General features: G+C 53.5%; 18 protein-coding genes. 13 read left to right on the forward strand and 5 right to left on the reverse strand.

The window, feature by feature from the left end; all coding sequences use genetic code 11:
• Window position 1 precedes the first annotated feature (1 nt).
• The 4 genes from FGI04_RS18995 to FGI04_RS19010 are packed head-to-tail and all read left to right on the forward strand — an operon-like array spanning window position 2 to window position 3,627.
• Window positions 2-1,159, forward strand: coding sequence for a beta-ketoacyl-[acyl-carrier-protein] synthase family protein (locus tag FGI04_RS18995; protein ID WP_407274294.1), 1,158 nt, complete (start codon window positions 2-4; stop codon window positions 1,157-1,159).
• Window positions 1,160-1,166: 7 nt separating this feature from the next.
• On the forward strand, window positions 1,167-1,667 hold the full coding sequence (locus tag FGI04_RS19000) for a hotdog family protein (protein ID WP_038906118.1): 501 nt from the start codon (window positions 1,167-1,169) through the stop codon (window positions 1,665-1,667).
• Complete coding sequence (locus FGI04_RS19005; protein WP_342699159.1) at window positions 1,667-2,398, forward strand: 3-ketoacyl-ACP reductase FabG2; 732 nt, start codon at window positions 1,667-1,669, stop codon at window positions 2,396-2,398. Before FGI04_RS19000 ends, FGI04_RS19005 begins: the two co-directional genes overlap by 1 nt.
• Window positions 2,398-3,627, forward strand: coding sequence for a beta-ketoacyl-ACP synthase (locus tag FGI04_RS19010; protein WP_342699158.1), 1,230 nt, complete (start codon window positions 2,398-2,400; stop codon window positions 3,625-3,627). The genes FGI04_RS19005 and FGI04_RS19010 overlap by 1 nt, the downstream gene beginning before the upstream one ends.
• Before the next feature lie 81 nt (window positions 3,628-3,708).
• Here the strand turns inward: FGI04_RS19010 and FGI04_RS19015 are convergent, their stop codons facing one another.
• Entirely contained in the window at window positions 3,709-6,024 is a 2,316-nt protein-coding gene (locus FGI04_RS19015) for a sensor domain-containing diguanylate cyclase (RefSeq protein ID WP_407274293.1), read from the reverse strand.
• Between the two features lie 602 nt (window positions 6,025-6,626).
• Between FGI04_RS19015 and pstS the strand changes: the two genes are divergently transcribed.
• From pstS to FGI04_RS19055, 8 genes are all read left to right on the forward strand, one after another.
• Entirely contained in the window at window positions 6,627-7,667 is a 1,041-nt protein-coding gene (gene pstS / locus FGI04_RS19020; RefSeq protein ID WP_342699156.1) for a phosphate ABC transporter substrate-binding protein PstS, read from the forward strand.
• 132 nt (window positions 7,668-7,799) lie between these two features.
• Window positions 7,800-8,759: a phosphate ABC transporter permease PstC gene (gene pstC / locus FGI04_RS19025; RefSeq protein ID WP_016941645.1), complete on the forward strand. Its 960-nt coding sequence runs from the start codon at window positions 7,800-7,802 to the stop codon at window positions 8,757-8,759.
• Window positions 8,759-9,646 (forward strand): phosphate ABC transporter permease PstA, encoded by an 888-nt coding sequence (pstA, locus tag FGI04_RS19030; RefSeq protein WP_210194301.1) that lies wholly within the window; start codon window positions 8,759-8,761, stop codon window positions 9,644-9,646. The genes pstC and pstA overlap by 1 nt, the downstream gene beginning before the upstream one ends.
• A gap of 90 nt (window positions 9,647-9,736) precedes the next feature.
• Window positions 9,737-10,513 (forward strand): phosphate ABC transporter ATP-binding protein PstB, encoded by a 777-nt coding sequence (pstB, locus tag FGI04_RS19035; protein WP_012886779.1) that lies wholly within the window; start codon window positions 9,737-9,739, stop codon window positions 10,511-10,513.
• A 13-nt stretch (window positions 10,514-10,526) separates the two neighbouring features.
• The gene (phoU, locus tag FGI04_RS19040; RefSeq protein WP_342699155.1) at window positions 10,527-11,273 is read left to right on the forward strand and encodes a phosphate signaling complex protein PhoU; all 747 of its coding nucleotides are present in this window, start codon (window positions 10,527-10,529) and stop codon (window positions 11,271-11,273) included.
• 239 nt (window positions 11,274-11,512) lie between these two features.
• A complete protein-coding gene (locus FGI04_RS19045) occupies window positions 11,513-12,349 on the forward strand; it encodes an ABC transporter substrate-binding protein (protein ID WP_342699154.1) in 837 nt (278 codons plus the stop codon).
• A 114-nt stretch (window positions 12,350-12,463) separates the two neighbouring features.
• Window positions 12,464-13,210 carry an amino acid ABC transporter permease gene (locus tag FGI04_RS19050; protein WP_342699153.1) on the forward strand — a complete coding sequence of 249 codons (747 nt, stop codon included), beginning with the start codon at window positions 12,464-12,466 and terminating at the stop codon, window positions 13,208-13,210.
• Window position 13,211: 1 nt separating this feature from the next.
• Window positions 13,212-13,970, forward strand: coding sequence for an amino acid ABC transporter permease (locus tag FGI04_RS19055; RefSeq protein ID WP_342699152.1), 759 nt, complete (start codon window positions 13,212-13,214; stop codon window positions 13,968-13,970).
• Window positions 13,971-13,994: 24 nt separating this feature from the next.
• On the opposite strand, the gene yieH is transcribed toward FGI04_RS19055, so the two are convergent.
• The gene (gene yieH, locus FGI04_RS19060; RefSeq protein WP_407274292.1) at window positions 13,995-14,666 is read right to left on the reverse strand and encodes a 6-phosphogluconate phosphatase; all 672 of its coding nucleotides are present in this window, start codon (window positions 14,664-14,666) and stop codon (window positions 13,995-13,997) included.
• Window positions 14,667-14,939: 273 nt separating this feature from the next.
• Between yieH and FGI04_RS19065 the strand changes: the two genes are divergently transcribed.
• Window positions 14,940-16,277 carry an NCS2 family permease gene (locus FGI04_RS19065; protein ID WP_038926759.1) on the forward strand — a complete coding sequence of 446 codons (1,338 nt, stop codon included), beginning with the start codon at window positions 14,940-14,942 and terminating at the stop codon, window positions 16,275-16,277.
• Window positions 16,278-16,355: 78 nt separating this feature from the next.
• Here FGI04_RS19065 and FGI04_RS19070 read toward each other — a convergent pair whose 3' ends face one another.
• From FGI04_RS19070 to aegA, 3 genes are all read right to left on the reverse strand, one after another.
• Window positions 16,356-17,096 carry a 4'-phosphopantetheinyl transferase family protein gene (locus FGI04_RS19070; protein ID WP_342699149.1) on the reverse strand — a complete coding sequence of 247 codons (741 nt, stop codon included), beginning with the start codon at window positions 17,094-17,096 and terminating at the stop codon, window positions 16,356-16,358.
• A gap of 285 nt (window positions 17,097-17,381) precedes the next feature.
• Window positions 17,382-17,915 carry a 4Fe-4S dicluster domain-containing protein gene (locus FGI04_RS19075; RefSeq protein WP_012886787.1) on the reverse strand — a complete coding sequence of 178 codons (534 nt, stop codon included), beginning with the start codon at window positions 17,913-17,915 and terminating at the stop codon, window positions 17,382-17,384.
• On the reverse strand, window positions 17,912-19,915 hold the full coding sequence (aegA, locus tag FGI04_RS19080; protein WP_407274877.1) for a formate-dependent uric acid utilization protein AegA: 2,004 nt from the start codon (window positions 19,913-19,915) through the stop codon (window positions 17,912-17,914). The genes FGI04_RS19075 and aegA overlap by 4 nt, the downstream gene beginning before the upstream one ends.
• Between the last annotated feature and the right edge of the window lie 55 nt (window positions 19,916-19,970).

Consider the following 19,970-nt stretch of genomic DNA (forward strand, 5'->3'; position numbering starts at 1 on the left):
TATGATTTATATCCATTCTGTGGGTTTGCTCAATGCACTGGGTGATGATGCCGATGATATCGTCGGTAATCTGATGGCGGGGCGTGCACCGGGAATGCGGCCTGACGATCGCTGGTTGTTGCAGGGGAAAACCTGTTGGACGGGGAATGTATTGGCGACGCTCCCGACGATACCGCCATCTCTTGCCGTACATAACAGCCGCAACAATCAGCTACTGCTGGCAGCGCTGGAGCAGATTCGCCCACAGGTCGATGAGGCTATTGCGCGATTTGGTGCCGATCGCGTGGCGATTATCATGGGTACCAGTACCTCTGGGCTGGATGAGGCCGATCGTTTTGTCAGCGATGGATTGTCCACCTACCACTATGCGCAGCAGGAGCTGGGTGACCCTTCACGTTTTCTGGCGGCTTATCTGGGAACAACCGGTCCGGCATATACCCTTTCTACCGCCTGCTCATCGAGTGTGCGGGCGATTATCAGTGGAAAACGGCTGATTGAAGCTGGTCTGGCGGATGTGGCGATAGTGGGTGGCGCGGATACGCTTAGCCGCATGCCGGTTAATGGTTTTGATAGCCTGGAGTCGCTGTCGGCCCGTCGTTGCACCCCTTTTAGCCGTCAGCGTGACGGCATCTCGATTGGTGAAGGGGCGGCGTTGATGGTCATCGGTCGGGAACCGGCGGCGGTTGCGGTGTTGGGGATCGGTGAATCGTCCGATGCCCATCACATGTCTGCGCCGCACCCGGAAGGTGCCGGAGCGAAACGTGCCATTATCATGGCATTGGAGCAGGCGGGATTGGCACCGCACGAACTGGGGTACATCAACCTGCATGGAACGGCGACGCGGCTTAACGATCAAATAGAGTCTGCGGTGATCCACCAGATTTTCGGCGAAACGGTGCCGTGCAGTTCAACGAAGCATCTGACCGGGCACATGCTGGGGGCGGCAGGGATTGGTGAAGCCGCGTTATGCTGGCTATTACTGACGCGTGATTTGCCGTTGCCACCACAGGATTTTTCAGACTGTGAGCCGGATGACACACTGCCAGCCTGTGGTTTGCTCACGGTACCGGCACCATTGATACGGCCGGTGATCCTGTCTAATTCTTTTGCGTTCGGGGGCAATAACGCCTGCCTGATTCTGGGGAAAACCGAGGAATGACTCTCGAATGAGTGACTATCAGAGTGGCTATCATAGCGCCGACTATTATTCGCCCCACCACTATTTGCCCCATCACTCTCCTATGGTCATGGTGGATGAAGTGGTACGGGTTGATCAGAACAGTGCCTGCTGCCGGGTTCGGGTTAGCCGTGACGGCATACTGGGGCCGTTTCTTAATGCCGAGGGCAATTTGCCTGCCTGGTTTGGCATTGAAATTATTGCCCAGACGGTGGGTGTGTGGGCGGGCTGGCATCATCGCCAGCACCAGGATGAAAAACCCCGGCCAGGTATGTTGCTGGGGGGGCGCGGTTACCGTAGCCAGCAGGATGCTTTTCCAGCGGGAGCCCTGCTGGAAGTCAACGTCACGCTGCTAATGCGTGATGATAAGATCGGCAGTTTTGATGGCGACATTCTCATTGCAGGTGACGTCTTCGCATCCGGCAGGGTAAACACCTATCAGCCGGATGAGACTGAATTACAAAGATTATTAGAGCAGGGAAACGATTGATGACGCGTTCGGTATTAGTCACGGGGGCCAGTAAGGGGATTGGCCGCGCTATTGCATTGCGACTGGCGCAGGATGGTTTTCTGGTTGTCGTGCATTATCACAGCGACCGAAACGGCGCCGAAGAGACAGTGGAACAGCTGACCCGGTTGGGGGGACAAGGCCGCTGCATGCAGTTTGATATCGCCGATCGGGAACAGTGTCGTGTGGTGATCGAATCCGATATTGAGCAACATGGTGCCTACTATGGCGTGGTCAGTAATGCCGGTATTACTCGTGATGGCGCGTTTCCTGCGCTGGATGGACAGGCGTGGGACAGCGTGATTCATACCAATCTGGACAGTTTTTACAACGTGATCCACCCCTGCGTTATGCCGATGATTGGTCTGCGCCAGGGGGGACGAATTATTACGTTGTCTTCGGTTTCCGGCATGATGGGTAACCGTGGTCAGGTTAATTACAGTGCCGCCAAAGCCGGGATCATCGGCGCGACTAAAGCGTTGGCGATAGAGCTGGCGAAACGGAAGATCACCGTGAACTGCATCGCGCCAGGGTTAATTGAAACCGGCATGACGCAACTGGAACCCATCGTGATTGATGAAGCGCTGAAAATCATCCCGATGAAGCGAATGGGGCAGGTTGAAGAAGTGGCCGGGCTGGCGAGTTATTTGATGTCTGACATTGCTGGGTATGTGACCCGTCAGGTGATTTCAATCAATGGAGGCATGCTGTGATGCGTCGTGTGGTTGTGACAGGGATGGGCGGGATCACCGCGTTTGGCGACAACTGGGAGCAGGTTGCCAGTGGATTGCTTGCTGGTCGCAATGCCGTGCGCAAGATGCCGGAGTGGCAGGTTTATGACGGCCTTAATACCTTGCTGGGTGCGCCAGTGGAAGACTTTCGACTGCCGGAGCACTATACCCGCAAGCGGATCCGCTCGATGGGGCGGGTTTCGCTGATGGCGACCCGTGCGACGGAGCTGGCGCTGGAGCAGGCAGGCTTGCTGGGTCATCCGGTACTCACCAATGGCGAAACCGGCATTGCCTATGGTTCATCTACCGGTAGTACCGGTCCGGTCAGCGAGTTCGCCACCATGCTGACGGAAAAGCATACCAACAATATTACCGGCACCACGTATGTGCAGATGATGCCACATACGACGGCCGTTAATGCCGGTCTGTTTTTTGGTTTGCGTGGCCGGGTTATCCCCACCTCCAGTGCCTGTACATCGGGCAGTCAGGCGATAGGTTATGCCTGGGAGGCAATCCGACATGGTTATCAGACTGTGATGGTGGCTGGGGGTGCCGAGGAGCTGTGTCCATCAGAGGCGGCGGTTTTCGATACGTTGTTTGCTACCAGCCAGCGTAATGATGCACCAGAAACGACGCCTGCGCCTTTTGATACCGCTCGCGATGGTTTGGTCATCGGTGAAGGTGCTGGAACGCTGATTCTGGAAGAACTGGAACATGCACAGGCACGTGGCGCCACCATCTACGCCGAGCTGGTCGGTTTTTACACCAACTGTGATGCGGCGCATATTACTCAACCGCAACGAGAAACGATGCAGGTTTGTATTGAGGGGGCGTTGCGGGTGGCGGGATTAACACCTGCCGATATCGGGTATATCAACGCCCATGGCACCGCGACCGATCGCGGTGATGTCGCGGAAAGTCAGGCAACAGCGGCGATTTTTGGCGATACGACGCCGATTTCCTCGCTAAAGAGCTATTTCGGACACACGCTAGGTGCGTGCGGATCGCTGGAAGCCTGGATGTCGATTGAGATGATGCGCGCCGGATGGTTCGCTCCGACCTTGAATCTACGTCAACCTGCTGAGGACTGCGGCGTGCTGGATTACATTATCGGTGAACCCCGGCAACTTGACGTGGAATACATTCAATCCAATAACTTTGCCTTTGGCGGTATCAATACGTCGTTGATTTTCCGGCGCTGGCCGTCATAACCCGCTATTACAAGAAAATCACGAAGAATAAGGCTCCCATCGGGAGCCTTATTGACATCATGCATCGGTAAGGTGTGCGTTTTATTTCCACACCACCCGATTGCGGCCTGCGTTCTTCGCTTCGTACAGGGCATCATCGGCCCGTTTCATATCGCTTTCAAAGTTGTCTTTCAGGTTTTGAACATGGCGGTGCTTGATAAAGGTGGCACCGATACTGATAGTAAAATGGAAAGAATAACCGTCGACGGTGAACAGGGTATTTTCCACCTCGATACGAATGCCGTTCATAATGGCATCCACATTATCGGGATTGGCGTGATGCATAATCAGGCCGAATTCTTCGCCACCCAACCGCGCAACAAAGTCATCAGTACGTAGTTTACTGGTAATGATTTCTGCCAGGCGACAGATCGCCACGTCACCGACGTGGTGACCGTACTGATCATTAACCTTTTTGAAGAAGTCGATATCGATAATCGCCAGCGCGGTGTTTTTCTCGTGGTTACGGTAGCACTTTTCCGCTTCCAGAATGTAAGCACGTCGGTTGTGGATACCGGTCAGCGGGTCTGTATTCGCCATTTCCAGCAGTTTGGCTTCCAGCTCTTCTCTTGCGCGCTGGGTTTCAAGCGCGTAGAACAGTGAGCCCAGTGTATCCACGAACGGGCTGAGAAAGCGTAATTGCTGTTCATTGTAGCCATCAAAGCGGTTACCCAATCCGATCATGCCGACCACTTCATTACGAAAATAGATGGGTAATCCCATAAATTGACGCAGGATGGGATGGCCTTTCGGCACGCCGCGTGAGGCGGAGTGCGCGCGCGGCGTATTGGTAATCAGCGGTTTGCCGGTGGTTACCACATGCCCGAACAGGTTATCCAGGCTGGTGAACTGCAATTTGTTTTGCAGGAACGTGTCGTAAGAATTTTTGCTGTCGCCGTTCCAACTGACGTTGGAAATGGCGACGATGTGCAGCACTTTCTTATTTTCATGCTCTCTGACCTGGCCGATGAAACCAAACTCTGACGCCGAAATAGAGAGCAGGTCGTCAAAGATGGACATGCAGGCCTCCTGAATATCCGTTTTTTCCAGAAAGATCTTTTGCGCGCGGTTAATCAATTCCAGCAGGCGTTTATCCGCCTCTTCCTGCAATTCTTTGTTTTTCTTTTCCGTGATATCACGATGGGTACCGGCAACCCGAATCGGTTTGCCTTTTTCGTTGTATTCCACCACTTTGCCGTAGGTTTCAATCCATACCCAATCGCCTTTACTATGGCGCATCCGGTATTGTTCATTGATTAGCGTAGCCTGGCCGGTGGCGCAGGCTTCTGCCGCGAGTACCATTTTCTCCCGGTCCAGTGGATGCATTAGTTGCTGCCAGTAGTCCAGTGAGGAGTCGAACTGGTCTTGTGTTATCCCCATTATTTCACACCATTGTTTATTAACGTGAATGGTGCGCCGTCCTAAATCCCAGTCCCAGGTGCCAAGGCTGGATGACTCCAGCACCAGTCGCATCTGGTTATTGGTATCCACCAGCAGTTTTTGCAGGTATTTCTGGTGAGAGTTATCGATCAGCAATGCCTGAACATGGCTTAGTTTGCCGTTGTGGTGGTAATTGGCGGTGGAAAGCTGTCGAATCCACAAAGTTTTTCCCCCTGGCGACAAAAAGCGGTATTCACATTCCAGATTGGCCACCCCTTTTTTATGGTTATCCAGTGTAAACAACAGATTCTCGTAATCATCAGGGTGGACATAGCTTTCCATCATCGCGCAGTGGTGGCGGATTTCTTCTTTGCTGACACCCAGCACATGCGGCGCGTTGGGCGAGATATAGGAAATGTGCAGCATATTGTCCTGCTGCCAGTTGACGAGTACCACGGATGAGTTATTCAGCAGTTGGATTTCCTGCTCCTGGTGTAACCGTGCATTCTGCAACTTAAACAGGAATTCGGTCGTGCTGGCAACGAAAGCGGCGGTCTCGCGCGTCGTCTCATCAACGATGCGCGGCTGATAGTCAATAGCGGCCAGCGAGCCGACTACAACCTCGTCGAGCACCAGAGGAATACCAAAGTAGCTGCGGATATGCGGGGCTCCGGTAACGAATGGATGTTGGCAAAACAGGTTATTCGTCAGGGTATCTGGCACAAACACGGTGGTAGCGCTGCTAATCACCGTGTTGCAAAACGCCAGATCCCGATCGGTACATTCAATATTGATACCTTCGCTGAAAATCAGCCACTGCTTATCCTGGTCGATAATCGAAATAAAGGCAGCGGGAAAATTCAGTATTCGTGTAAATAAAATGACCTGGTTTTGAAACGATTGCTGTAAGCCTAAGTCAAGCAAATGATACTCATTGATTTTCGCGACGCGCTGCTCGTCGGCGTTATATTTTTTCATTGTCACTGTTCCTGTAAATATAAATAAAATCAGTGCATTGTTTCCTGGTGCCAGAACAGAAAAACGCGACTATTAGGTTCGGTGATAAAAGCGTGAAAACATCCTGTCGGTGAGTGGAGTCCTGACGTGAGAGCGTGTTTTTTCAGTTACATACCTGAGTATAGAACAGGTTTTTTTATCGCTAGTGAGATCGTGACCTGGAAGAAACAAAAATCAGTCGATGACATAAATCGGTGATACAGGCGGCGTAAACTGAAGGCAGATAACACAACGATTACGTGTGGTGTGCTGTTCTTGTTTATGACACGGCGTCATTTTCTGGTTTCGGGGAATGCTGTAAAAAGAGCGTGGACGGAGAGGGCGATAAACGGGTTAATGTGTAATTTTTCTTTAATTATCAATGTGTATTAATGTTGCGTCGACCTGCTTTTATTGAGAGCTACCCCCGTATGATTCGCTGAATCCGACTCGCCTGTCACATAACTGTCATATTGCGTACATTTTACTGTCACTGAATTGACCTATTTTCTCCACCAGCAAACTACACTCTGATTAAACAATAGCTCCGGGTCTACACGTTTAGGCATCCCACAGGAGGGATTATGAAACTCATGCGTACCACTATTGCCAGTATTGTTGCAGCAAGTTTTTCTCTGACCGCGGTTTCTGCGTTTGCCGCAGCAAATATTACCGGTGCTGGTGGCACTTTCCCTGCCCCGGTTTACACAAAGTGGGCTGACTCTTACGAAAAAGAAACCGGTAACAAGGTTAACTATCAGGGTATCGGTTCTTCCGGTGGCGTGAAGCAGATTCTGGCTAAAACCGTTGATTTCGGTGCGTCAGATGCCCCGCTGGAAGATGCCAAACTGACCCAGGAAGGTTTGATTCAGTTCCCGACCGTTATCGGCGGTGTGGTACTGGCGGTGAATCTGCCGGGCGTGAAATCCGGTGAACTGACGCTGGATGGCAAAACGCTGGGCGACATCTACCTGGGCAAGATCAAAAAATGGAATGACGAAGCCATCGCCAAACTGAACCCGGGCGTGAAACTGCCGGATCAGGATATCGCTGTGGTACGTCGTGCCGACGGTTCTGGTACGTCTTATGTGTTCACCAGCTATCTGGCGAAAGTGAACAGCGAGTGGAAAGAGAAGGTGGGTGCGGGCAATACCGTTAACTGGCCGACCGGTCTGGGTGGTAAAGGTAACGACGGTATCGCTGCGTTTGTTCAGCGTCTGCCGGGGTCTATCGGCTACGTTGAGTACGCTTACGCCAAACAGAATAACCTGACCTACACCAAACTGATTTCTGCTGATGGCAAAGCGGTCACCCCGACGGAAGTGTCTTTCAGCAACGCGGCTAAAGGCGCTGACTGGAGCAAGTCTTTTGCTCAGGACCTGACCAACCAGAAAGGCGACAACGTGTGGCCTATTACCACCACCACGTTCATCCTGATGTACAAGAAGCAGGATAAGCCTGAGCAGGGCAAAGAAGTGCTGAAGTTCTTTGACTGGGCTTACAACAAAGGTGGCGCACAGGCGAAAGCACTGGACTACGCTACCCTGCCGAATGAAGTGGTTGCTCAAATTCGCGCTGCCTGGAAAAGCCAGGTGAAAGACAGCAGTGATAAAGCGCTGTACTGATTGCGCTTAGCAGGATTGGTTGTGTGAGTATCGAGAGGTGGATAAACCGGAAGCGGGGTATCCACCTCTGACATTGGTTGGGGGCTCCCCCAATTATCGCAAAGACGTAGTTATCTGAAAGAAGAGAGACGTATGGCTGAGCAAAAGCCAACTATTACACCTCCGGGAAAACAGGGCGACATACTGTTCGGGGCGCTGGTCAGACTGGCGGCCCTGTTGACGTTGCTGCTGCTGGGCGGAATTATCGTTTCCCTGATTTTTGCCTCATGGCCAAGCATCAAAACGTTTGGTTTCTCCTTTCTGTGGACCAAAGAGTGGGATGCGCCCGCCGGACAATTTGGCGCGCTGGTACCGATTTACGGCACCATCGTGACCTCGCTGATCGCGCTGATTATCGCCATCCCCATCAGTTTCGGTATCGCGTTGTTCCTGACAGAACTGGCGCCAGGTTGGCTGAAACGTCCGCTGGGCGTGGCAATCGAATTGCTGGCCGCTATCCCCAGTATCGTTTACGGCATGTGGGGGTTGTTCGTGTTCGCCCCGCTGTTTGCTAAATATTTCCAACAACCGGTGGGCAATGTGCTCTCCAGTATTCCGCTGGTCGGCACGCTGTTTTCCGGTCCGGCATTCGGTATCGGTATTCTGGCCGCCGGGGTGATTCTGGCTATCATGATAATCCCCTACATTGCCGCGGTGATGCGCGATGTGTTCGAGCAAACGCCGGTGATGATGAAAGAGTCGGCGTATGGCATCGGTTGTACCACCTGGGAAGTTATCTGGCACATCGTGCTGCCGTTTACCAAAAACGGCGTGATTGGCGGCGTGATGCTGGGGCTGGGCCGTGCGTTGGGCGAAACCATGGCGGTGACGTTTATCATCGGCAACACGTACCAGTTTGATAGTTTCTCGCTTTATATGCCGGGCAACAGTATCACCTCTGCGCTGGCTAACGAATTTGCCGAAGCGGATACCGGGTTGCATACCGCCGCGTTGATGGAGCTGGGCCTGATCCTGTTTGTGATTACGTTTATCGTGCTGGCCTGTTCGAAGCTGATGATTATGCGTCTGGCTAAAAACGAAGGAGCACGCTAATGGCAAGCATTGGTATTGAAAACCGTTCTGACACGATGGAAACCCGCCGCAAGATGCAGGCCTGGCGCCGCCAGAAAAACCGCGTCGCGCTGTTTTTGTCGATGCTGACCATGGCGTTTGGCTTGTTCTGGCTGGTGTGGATCCTGATGTCCACCGTGACTAAAGGCATTGACGGCATGTCGCTGTCGCTGTTTACCGAAATGACGCCGCCGCCGAATACGGCGGGTGGTGGTTTGGCCAACGCGATTGTCGGCAGTGGGCTGTTAATTCTGTGGTCAACATTGTTTGGCACGCCGCTGGGGATTCTGGCGGGCGTCTACCTGGCGGAGTACGGCCGCAAGTCGCTGATCGCGGAAGTGATTCGCTTTATTAACGACATCCTGCTGTCAGCACCGTCGATTGTGGTGGGGCTGTTCGTCTACACGCTGGTGGTGGCCAAAATGGAACACTTCTCCGGCTGGGCCGGGGTGATTGCGCTGGCGCTGTTGCAGGTGCCTATCGTTATCCGTACCACTGAAAACATGCTGAAACTGGTGCCGGATAGTCTGCGTGAAGCGGCTTACGCACTGGGGACGCCGAAATGGAAGATGATCTCGGCCATTACCCTGAAAGCGTCGGTATCCGGCATCATCACCGGGGTGTTGCTGGCGGTAGCGCGTATCGCCGGGGAAACCGCACCGCTGCTGTTTACCTCGTTGTCGAACCAGTTCTGGAGTACGGATCTGATGCAGCCGATCGCCAACCTACCGGTCACCATCTTTAAATTTGCGATGAGTCCGTTTAAAGAGTGGCAAGGGCTGGCGTGGGCCGGGGTATTGCTGATTACCCTGTGTGTGCTGCTGCTGAACATTCTGGCGCGTGTACTGTTCGCCAAAAAATCACATTAACAGCGCGCTAAAAAGACACCTTAATAACGCAACATTAAATGAATATCCGGGCGTCGCACAGGCGGCGTTCGCCAGAAGAGAGAAGTCTTGATGAGTATGGTCACAGAGACATCCGCCAGCAAAATCCAGGTGCGCAATCTGAACTTCTATTATGGAAAATTTCATGCGCTGAAAAACATCACGCTGGATATTGCCAAAAATCAGGTGACGGCTTTTATCGGGCCGTCGGGGTGCGGTAAATCTACCTTGCTGCGTACCCTGAATAAAATGTATCAGCTCTATCCTGAGCAGCGTGCCGAAGGCGATATTCTGCTGGATGGCAACAATATTCTGACCGATAGCCAGGATATCGCGTTGCTTCGCGCCAAGGTGGGGATGGTGTTCCAGAAGCCGACGCCGTTTCCGATGTCTATTTACGACAATATTGCCTTTGGGGTGAAGCTGTTTGAAAAGCTGTCGCGTGCAGAGATGGACGAGCGTGTTCAGTGGGCGCTGACCAAAGCGGCACTGTGGCAGGAAACCAAGGATAAGTTGCACCAGAGCGGTTACAGCTTGTCCGGCGGTCAACAGCAGCGTTTGTGTATCGCCCGCGGCATTGCCATTCGTCCAGACGTTCTGCTGCTGGATGAACCCTGTTCGGCGCTGGATCCGATCTCTACCGGCCGCATCGAAGAGCTGATTTCTGAATTAAAGAAAGACTATACCGTGGTGATCGTGACGCATAACATGCAACAGGCAGCGCGTTGTTCCGACCATACGGCGTTTATGTATCTGGGCGAGCTGATTGAGTTCAGTGATACCGATACTCTGTTTACCGCGCCACGGCAGAAACAGACCGAAGATTACATCACCGGTCGTTACGGTTGATTACGGGAGTATCATGGACAATCTCAATCTAAATAAACATATTTCCGGTCAGTTTAATGCCGAGCTGGAAAGCATTCGCACCCAGGTGATGACCATGGGCGGGCTGGTGGAACAGCAACTGACCGACGCCATTACCGCGATGCATAACCGGGACGCGGAACTGGCGCAGCGCGTCATTGAAGGTGACGCCAAAGTGAACATGATGGAAGTGGCTATCGACGAGGCGTGCGTGCGTATCATCGCCAAGCGCCAGCCGACGGCCAGTGACTTGCGTCTGGTCATGGCGATCATCAAGACGATCTCCGAGCTGGAACGCATCGGCGATGTGGCGGATAAAATCTGCCGCACCGCGCTGGAGAAGTTCTCTCATCAGCATCAACCGCTGCTGGTGAGCCTGGAGTCGCTGGGGAACCACACTGTGCAGATGCTGCACGATGTGCTGGACGCGTTTGCTCGTATGGATCTGGATGAAGCCAAACGCATCTATATGGAAGACAAGAAGGTGGATAAAGAGTACGAAGGCATTGTGCGTCAGCTAATGACCCACATGATGGAAGACTCCCGTACCATTCCCAGCGTACTGACCGCCTTGTTCTGCGCCCGTTCCATCGAGCGTATCGGTGACCGTTGCCAGAACATTTGCGAGTTCATTTTCTACTTCGTCAAAGGCCAGGATTTTCGTCATCTGGGTGGCGACGCACTGGAAAAAATGCTGGCACAGAACGATGCCGACAAACCGGAAAATCACCAATCGGAATAAGCCCGGTTGGTTTCTGATGCATACACAACGCCCCGTTTTCGGGGCGTTGTCATGAGTAACGCCATGTCGCCGTTGCTGTCAGCGGGGGTTGCCACTGAGCGGATATAACATAAGTTCATATTATGGGTGTTTATATTATTTCCGGCGCACTCTAGCCGCTGTTAGCCTGCATTTATTGAATTAACAAGTGGTTATCCACTCATCATTCTTTATAAATAACGGCTACAGGCGGATAAAAAATGAAAAAATCTCTTTTGGCATTTTCTCTTCTGGCGGGTTTGGTTTCTCTGGCGGGTAACGCGCAGGCTGACAAGCTGGATGACATTCAGAAAGCCGGTGTCGTGAAAGTCGCGGTATTCGACAGCAATCCACCGTTTGGTTATGTCGACCCGCAGAGTAAAAAACTGGTGGGTTACGATGTCGACGTCGCACAAGCCATCGGTAACGCGCTCGGCGTCAAGGTGGAACTGCGCGCCACCAACCCGGCTAACCGCATTCCGCTGCTGACCTCGAAAAAAGTCGACCTGATTGCCGCCAACTTCACCATCACTGATGAGCGCGCTAAACAAGTCAATTTCAGTGTGCCCTACTTTGCGACCGGGCAGAAATTCATCGCCCGCAAAGGCGTGCTGAAAACGCCGGATGACCTTAAAAACCTGCGCATTGGCGCGGATAAAGGCACCGTGCAGGAAATCACCCTGCGTGAACATTACCCGACGGCAAAAGTGATTTCTTACGACGATACCCCGCTGGCGTTCGCCGCACTGCGTAACGGCAACGTGCAGGCTATCACGCAGGATGACGCCAAACTGGTTGGTCTGCTGGGCAACCTGGCACCGGTGCAGAAAGCCGATTTTGAAATTTCTCCGTTTAGCATCACCAAAGAGTATCAAGGTATCGGCTTGCCGAAGGGTGAAGATCGTCTGACGCAGAAAGTTAACGATATCCTGCTGAATCTGGAAAAACAGGGCGACGCTGTGAAGATTTATAACCGTTGGTTTGGGCCGCAAACGCCGTCTGCCCAGCCGCGCGGTGACTTCAAGATTGCACCGCTGGAACAACAGCCCAAGGCTTAAGTTCGTTGCGACATTCAGTGCGTGGTGACAGCCTTCGCTGTCCGGCGGTGATATTACGGATTTCTTACCTGATGATGGCTCGCCTCTGGTCTTCTCCCAGAGGCCTTCTTGCTGATGATAACTGCTCAATCTTTCCAACAATGGCTGGCTGACACGCTGCTGGCACCTCAGTATCTGCAATGGCTGTGGCAGGGGTTTCAGGTCACGCTGGGTATTGCGGCGGCGACTGTGGTGCTGGCAACACTGTCAGGGCTGATACTGGCCGCCGCGCGTGACAGCCGTACGCGGTGGCTACGCTGGCCGGTGATAGCGTATTGCGCGTTGTTTCGTAATACCCCGCTGCTGGTGCAATTGTTTTTCTGGTATTTCGGTGCGGCCCAGTTGCTGCCAGAGGGAGTAATGCAATGGCTTAACCGCCCGCATGTGCTTGCTCTGGTTGGGCTGAATATGCCGTCGTTTGAGTTCCTGGCCGGGTTGTTTGGCCTGACGCTGTATTCTGCGGCGTTTATCGCTGAAGAGGTGCGTGCCGGTATCGCTGGTGTGGCGCGCGGTCAGAAGTATGCCGCCTGCGCGTTAGGGCTAACCGGCTGGCAGGCGATGCGCTATGTGGTGTTGCCACAGGCGCTGCGTATCGCTCTGCCACCGTTACTCGGTCAGTATATGAACGTTGTCAAAAACTCATCGCTAGCGATGGCCATCGGTGTGGCCGAGCTGTCTTACGCCTCCCGGCAGGTGGAAACGGAAACGCTGCGCACCTTTCAGGCGTTTGGCGTTGCCACGGTGCTTTATATCGCGGTGATTGCCCTGATGGAAGGTTGGGGACAGTGGCGTCAACATCGGCAGCCAGTCAGGGGGCATTGAGATGGATTTTTCAATCATTCGCGACAATTTTAGTTACCTAATGTGGGGCACCTATCCCGATGGCCCGTTGGGGGGAGCGGCGTTGACGTTGGTGCTTAGCCTGATGGCCGGACTGACCTCGGCAATACTGGGAACGGTGCTGGGGGTCGCGCTGGCGATGTTGCGCGGCTGGGCTGGCGGGCTATTGGCTGTGGTGTTGGGTTTTTTCCGGGCGATTCCGGTGATCATGCTGATTTTTTGGACTTACTTTCTGTTGCCTATCGTGTTTGGCGTCGATATTCCCGAAATCACAACGGTGGTGTGCGCGCTGGCGCTGATCGCGTCGGCTTATCTGGCACATGGCGTGAAAGCGGGCATCATGGCGATAGGCCTGGGTCAGTGGCAGGCGGGGATGTCGCTCGGGTTAGGGCGCTGGCAAACACTGTGGCATATCGTATTGCCGCAGGCACTGCGCATGATGGTGCCGTCGTTCATCAATCAGTGGATTTCCCTGATTAAAGACACATCGCTGGCTTACATTGTCGGTGTCGGTGAGCTGACGTTTCTGGCAACGCAAGTGAATAACCGCAGTATGGTTTACCCGACAGAAGTGTTTCTGTTTATCGCGCTGGTCTATTTTATTTTTTGTCTGTCATTGGATTTGTTGGCGCAGGGGGTCAGCCGGCGTTTTCATGCCGGGCCGAAACCTGCCCGTCGCTGGCGAGTGTGGCGACGGCGGGCAACTGGCATACCTGAATCCCCATTGCGTGAAGTGGCCTGACGCATCAGGCAGGGCGTGGTAGCGTTAGGGAGTCGTCGTCAACGCCCATCCCTTGTCCTGCCACAGCGTGGGTAGCTGGGCCATGTCGTGAAACATCGTCACCAACGGGTGATGGATAGGCGCGTTATGCTCGTCAGCACAGTAGTAGAACACCGGTATACCGGCGGCGATGCCAGCCTGTGTGCCGGAGACGGAATCCTCCACCAGAATGCAGTTTTCCACCGTTACCCCCATCTGTTGTGCGGCGTGATGCAATAACGCCGGGTCCGGCTTCCATTTACCGATATCGTAGCCACTGTACAGATGCTCGCCAAAAAACGGCAACAAGCCGGTTAACCCGAGGGAATGCTGCATTTTGCTGACCGGACCATTGGAGACGATCGCTTTCGGCGTCCGAAGCGCTGTCAGCACCTCTTTCACGCCAGGGATCGGTTGTAGCGAAAGATCGAAAAGCCGCGCGACCTCCTGACGGAAATGACGCTCCATGTCTTCCACACAAACCGTCAGACCAAAACGTTCACTGATGCAGTCGATAATGTCGTAGAGCTTCATTCCTTTAAAGGTTTTGATGACCTCATCCAGCGGTAGCTGTACGCCATGGGGAATAAAGATATTGACGTAGGCCTGGCAGCAGATGACTTCGCTGTCGACCAACGTACCGTCACAGTCGAAAAATACGCATTCAATCTGGGACATGGGCGTTCCTTATCAGGGGACCAAAACCCCCACTTTACCTGACTGACTGGATAATGCGATGGTTGCGAAAATAAGCCGGTTACGGGGTGTGACTTCTGTAGCGGACAAACGTTTTCCCGTCAGGAAGTAAAGGGAAAACGCAGCGAACAGGCAGGAGATATAGAAAATAGTTATCGTTGGGAAAAAAAAGCTGACGGGTGCATTAACTGCTCCGTATTTTGGTATAGGATACCGGGCGATTATCTTTCCTTTCTTCTCTTTGGGTCATTTATCATGGATAAATCTCAGTCTGGTTCCGTTGCTGAGCAAGGGCTGCTGGAGCGCGTGTTCAAATTGAAGCAACACGGCACCACCGTTCGTACTGAAACCATTGCCGGGTTCACGACTTTCCTGACGATGGTGTATATCGTTTTCGTTAACCCGCAGATTCTGGGCGCGGCAGGGATGGACACCAAAGCGGTGTTTGTTACCACCTGTCTTATCGCTGCTTTTGGTAGTATTTTCATGGGATTGCTGGCCAATCTGCCGGTTGCGCTGGCACCTGCCATGGGCCTGAACGCCTTTTTCGCGTTCGTTGTGGTCGGCACCATGGGCCTGCCGTGGCAGGTTGCGATGGGCGCTATCTTCTGGGGCTCGGTAGGGTTCCTGTTGTTGACGGTATTCCAGGTTCGCTATTGGATGATCGCCAATATTCCGCTCAGTTTGCGCTTGGGTATTGCCAGCGGTATTGGTCTGTTTATCGCCATGATTGGCCTGAAAAACGCCGGGATTATTGTGCCGAACCCGGAAACGCTGGTGTCGGTCGGCAAGCTGACTTCGCATAGCGTGCTGTTGGGTGTGCTGGGCTTTTTCATTATCGTGGTGCTGGCGTCGCGTAATATTCATGCGGCGGTGTTGATCTCCATCGCGGTCACCACGCTGCTGGGCGCGTTGTTGGGAGATGTGAAATTCACCGGCGTATTTTCCATGCCGCCGAGCGTCAGCAATGTCGTCGGGCAGGTTGATTTGGCCGGGTCGCTGAATATCGGTCTGTCCGGGGTGATTTTCTCTTTCATGCTGGTGAACCTGTTTGACTCTTCCGGCACGCTGATTGGCGTGACCGACAAAGCAGGCCTGGTGGATGCTCGCGGTAAATTCCCGCAGATGAAACAGGCGCTGTATGTCGACAGTATCAGTTCGGTGGTAGGGTCATTTATCGGTACGTCGTCCGTGACTGCCTACATCGAAAGCTCTTCCGGTGTTTCCATCGGTGGCCGTACCGGCCTGACGGCCATCGTGGTGGGGATATTGTTCCTGTTGGTGATGTTCCTGTCGCCGCTGGCAGGGATGGTACCGGCCTATGCGGCTGCGGGTGCGCTGATTTATGTTGGTGTGCTGATGACGTCCAGCCTGGCCCGCGTTAACTGGGACGATTTGACCGAAGCCGTACCCGCGTTTGTGACCGCCGTGATGATGCCGTTCTCCTTCTCGATCACAGAAGGTATCGCGTTGGGCTTTATTTCCTACGCGGTGATGAAAGCGGCAACGGGTCGCTGGCGCGACATCAGCCCGTGTGTGATTGTGGTTGCGGTGTTGTTCCTGCTGAAGATCGTGTTTATCGACGCCCACTAATCATCGGTGAGCCGGGGTAACCCGGCTCGCTATTGATGATGTCGTTACTGGAATGTTTTCCTGCGCTTGCCTTGCCTGTTACATCACATACTGCGCGGACGCGTTTTCCGTCGCGTGGCTGCTGAGTTTGATATAGCGCCGCGACTGACGCTGTTGCTGGATGATTTCACCGGATTTGCGCATGCCATAAGCCGAGGTGTAATTCCACATCACCAACCGATCAAGACGCGGGGTATGGGCGCAAGCCCAGGCCAGATAATCATCGATGTCGCTTATCACTTCCACATCCGGAATATGCCGGGAGCGCAGGCGACCCGAGGCGGGATGCAATTTGAGCGATTCTGGCCCTCCGATATTGAAGCAGGGAATTTTCAGTACCGACTGACGGATGGTGCACAGCTGGGTAGCGGCTTCCAACGGATCTATCTGAGCGTCAATCCAGGCTTTTTCTGCATGGGTTTGTGTTTGCAGGTGGGGTGGCGTTTCACGACTCCAGACGCGGACAATTTCCACATCCATTCCCACTTTACCTTCTTCGCTAAGCAGGATTGCGATGGTATTTCCTGCGTAGCCAAGGCTGAAGTCGGGGAGATGCGGATCGACAAAACAGGGTCTGCCATTAGGCGAGACCATTAAAGGTGGAAGTACTGGATAACCGAAAAAATAAAACATCATTTCTGCCAACAGCGCGCGGCTCTTCAGATAACGCTCGCGGCGCTTCACTGAAAAGCTATGCGTGGATGAAATCAGGTCATCCGATAACCGTTGCAGATCGGGTAACGCTTCCGTGCTTGCCCACCTGACGAAATGACAGGTCATATTCACTCCATGATGCCAACGAAAAAAACCTGATAATTTTTAGTAGAATAACTGCTCAGTGAAGTTTATTTCCGACGCAAATGGTCAGACAAATATCCGTGCCAAAGAAAAACTGACGGAGAAATCGGCGATAATTATCCTTGTTTGAGCAGAATACGTCAAAAAGCACTTTTTATTAAAACTGATTTTATTTTGCTTGAAACAAAATCGGACTGACATCACATCATGTCAATACAGTGCGGCATGCCCGTGAACGCATCCTGGCATCACGGGCAAATAAAGACTTCAGCGCAGACGGATATCTGCGTGATTCCATGCGGAGCATTGCTGCTTTTCATAAACCCGCTCGGCCAGTGCCTGCGGTGTTACCAGTGTTAATGCCGATGTTGGGCACACACGCACACAGGACGGGCTATCGGCAACGCCGATACACAGGTCGCATTTATGAACTTCACTGCCTGATAGCGAGGGGGCAGATGTCTCGCCGTCGAATGCGGGCGTCACCACATCGATGGCGCCGAACGGACAGGCGATTACGCAACTTTTACAGCCAATACACCGCGATGAAATTACCTGAATACTGTCTTGATGCCGCACCAGCGCATCGTGCGGACAAACGCTGGCGCAGGGGGCGTTTTCACACTGATGGCACAGTACTGGTGTACTCACGTTAGCATTTTTTATTACTTTAAGGCGCGGAAAAAAATGCGATTTATTCAATTTTTGTTGGTTGCCACCGGCGTGGGCGACGGCACAGGCAATCTCGCAGGTACGACAACCAATACATTTGGCGGCGTCTGCGATCACAAACTGATTCATAACCGATTCTCCTGTTGCGCCATCGTACTGACCGGCAGTGACATGTCCTGACTCTCCAGCCCCATCACTCGCAGCATACCTTGTGCAGCCTTACGGCCATCCGCGATAGCGGTGACCACCAAATCAGCCCCCCGTACCGCGTCACCGCCAGCGAATACCTGCCGATGGCTGGTCTGGCGGGGGTATCTGTCATCAACAGGCGTTGTCGTGATATGGCCCCAGCGGTCCAGCGAGATATGGGCATGTTGTAGCCACGGCATGCTATGTGTCTGGAACCCAAATGCAGTGATCACCGCATCCGCAGGTTGCACGAATTCAGAGCCTGGCACGGGTTTGGGCCGACGGCGACCACTGGCGTCCGGTTCGCCCATTTCGGTACGAATCAGGCCGACACCGCAAACTGCCCCATCATCGTTCAGGTAAATCTTGAGTGGCTGAACATTGAAGATAAATTCCACGCCTTCTTCACGGGCGTTTTTCACCTCTTTACGTGAGCCCGGCATGTTGGCTTCATCACGCCGATAGGCGCAGGTAACGGAGGTCGCTCCCTGACGAATCGACGTGCGCAGGCAGTCCATCGCGGTGTCGCCGCCGCCCAGTACCAACACCCGCTTACCTTGCATTGATACATAAGGCTCATTGGGTAATGCCGGTAATTCCATCACATGCTTGGTATTGGCTATCAGGAACGGTAGTGCGTCATAGACGCCGGGGGCTTCCTCATTTTCCAGACCCGCTTTCATGGAGCGGTAGGTGCCGACGCCAAGGAACAGCGTGTCAAATTCCGCCAGTAACTGCGTCATACTGATATCGGTGCCGACTTCGGTATTCAGGCGGAATTCGATCCCCATTGCGCTGAATATTTCCCGACGCCGTGCCAACACCGATTTATCCAGTTTGAAAGCCGGAATACCGAAGGTGAGTAACCCGCCAATTTCAGGATGCCTGTCAAAAACCACCGCTTGTACGCCGTGGCGTGCCAGTACGTCGGCGCAAGCCAGTCCGGCCGGTCCGGCACCGATAATGGCCGCGCGTTTGCCGGTGGGGGGAACCTGGCTTAGGTCTGGCTGCCAGCCCATGCTCATCGCGGTATCAGTGATATAACGCTCGATATTACCAACAGTGACAGCGCCATAACCCCGGCCCAATGTACAGGCACCTTCGCATAACCTGTCCTGTGGGCAGACCCGACCGCAGATTTCCGGCAAGCTGCTGGTACGGTGTGACAACTCGGCGGCATCGAGAATGCGTCCTTCCTGCACCAGTTGCAGTAGTGCGGGAATGTTATTGTGCAGTGGGCAAGTCCATTCGCAGATGGCGTGCTGACCACAATGCAGGCAGCGGCTGGCTTGATCGTGAGCGTGTTCTGCGTTGAAGCCATGATAGATTTCGTTAAACGTGGCGACCCGTTCTTCCAGCGGTTTTTTGACCGCATCCCGGCGTGGCCAGTGCTTCCGTTTGTCCAGCGGACGGCACGCCGTGGCGGCAAAGGTGGGAATAGCCCGCGGTGAGCCGGGGATACCGGTTTGCGCCATACGCAATTGCTTTTCCCGACGCTGCTCTTTAAGTGAGTGTTCACTTACAAGATGAAGCGCTTGTGTGGGACAGGCTTCTACACATGCTTGCCCTTCCGGGCGACCGATGCAGAGATCGCATTTATGCGCGCTGGCACCCCCCGCCTGATTTTCGACGGTGATGGCACCAAACGGACACGCCAGTACACAGGTTTTGCAACCAATGCACTTTTCGGCGATCAGTTGAATACCGTCTTGTTTTCTGACCAGCGCTTGTGTAGGGCATACCCTGGCACAAGGTGAGTCCTCACAGTGGCGGCAGGTTACCGCTGTGTGTTGATCACCCTGATGATAAACCCTGATTCGGGGGTGGAAATCTTCCCTGTTTTCCGGATAACGCCCGTGATTGTGGGAAATCACGCAGGCAATCTCGCAGGCATTGCAGCCGATACAATCCTTCGCATTTGCGATAACAAACTGATTCATATCCTCTCCCGACATGTACAGCATGGGTGTGCGTATGACCCGCTCACATTTTCAG

The organism is Dickeya ananatis, from assembly GCF_019464615.1.
Lineage (GTDB): Bacteria > Pseudomonadota > Gammaproteobacteria > Enterobacterales > Enterobacteriaceae > Dickeya > Dickeya oryzae.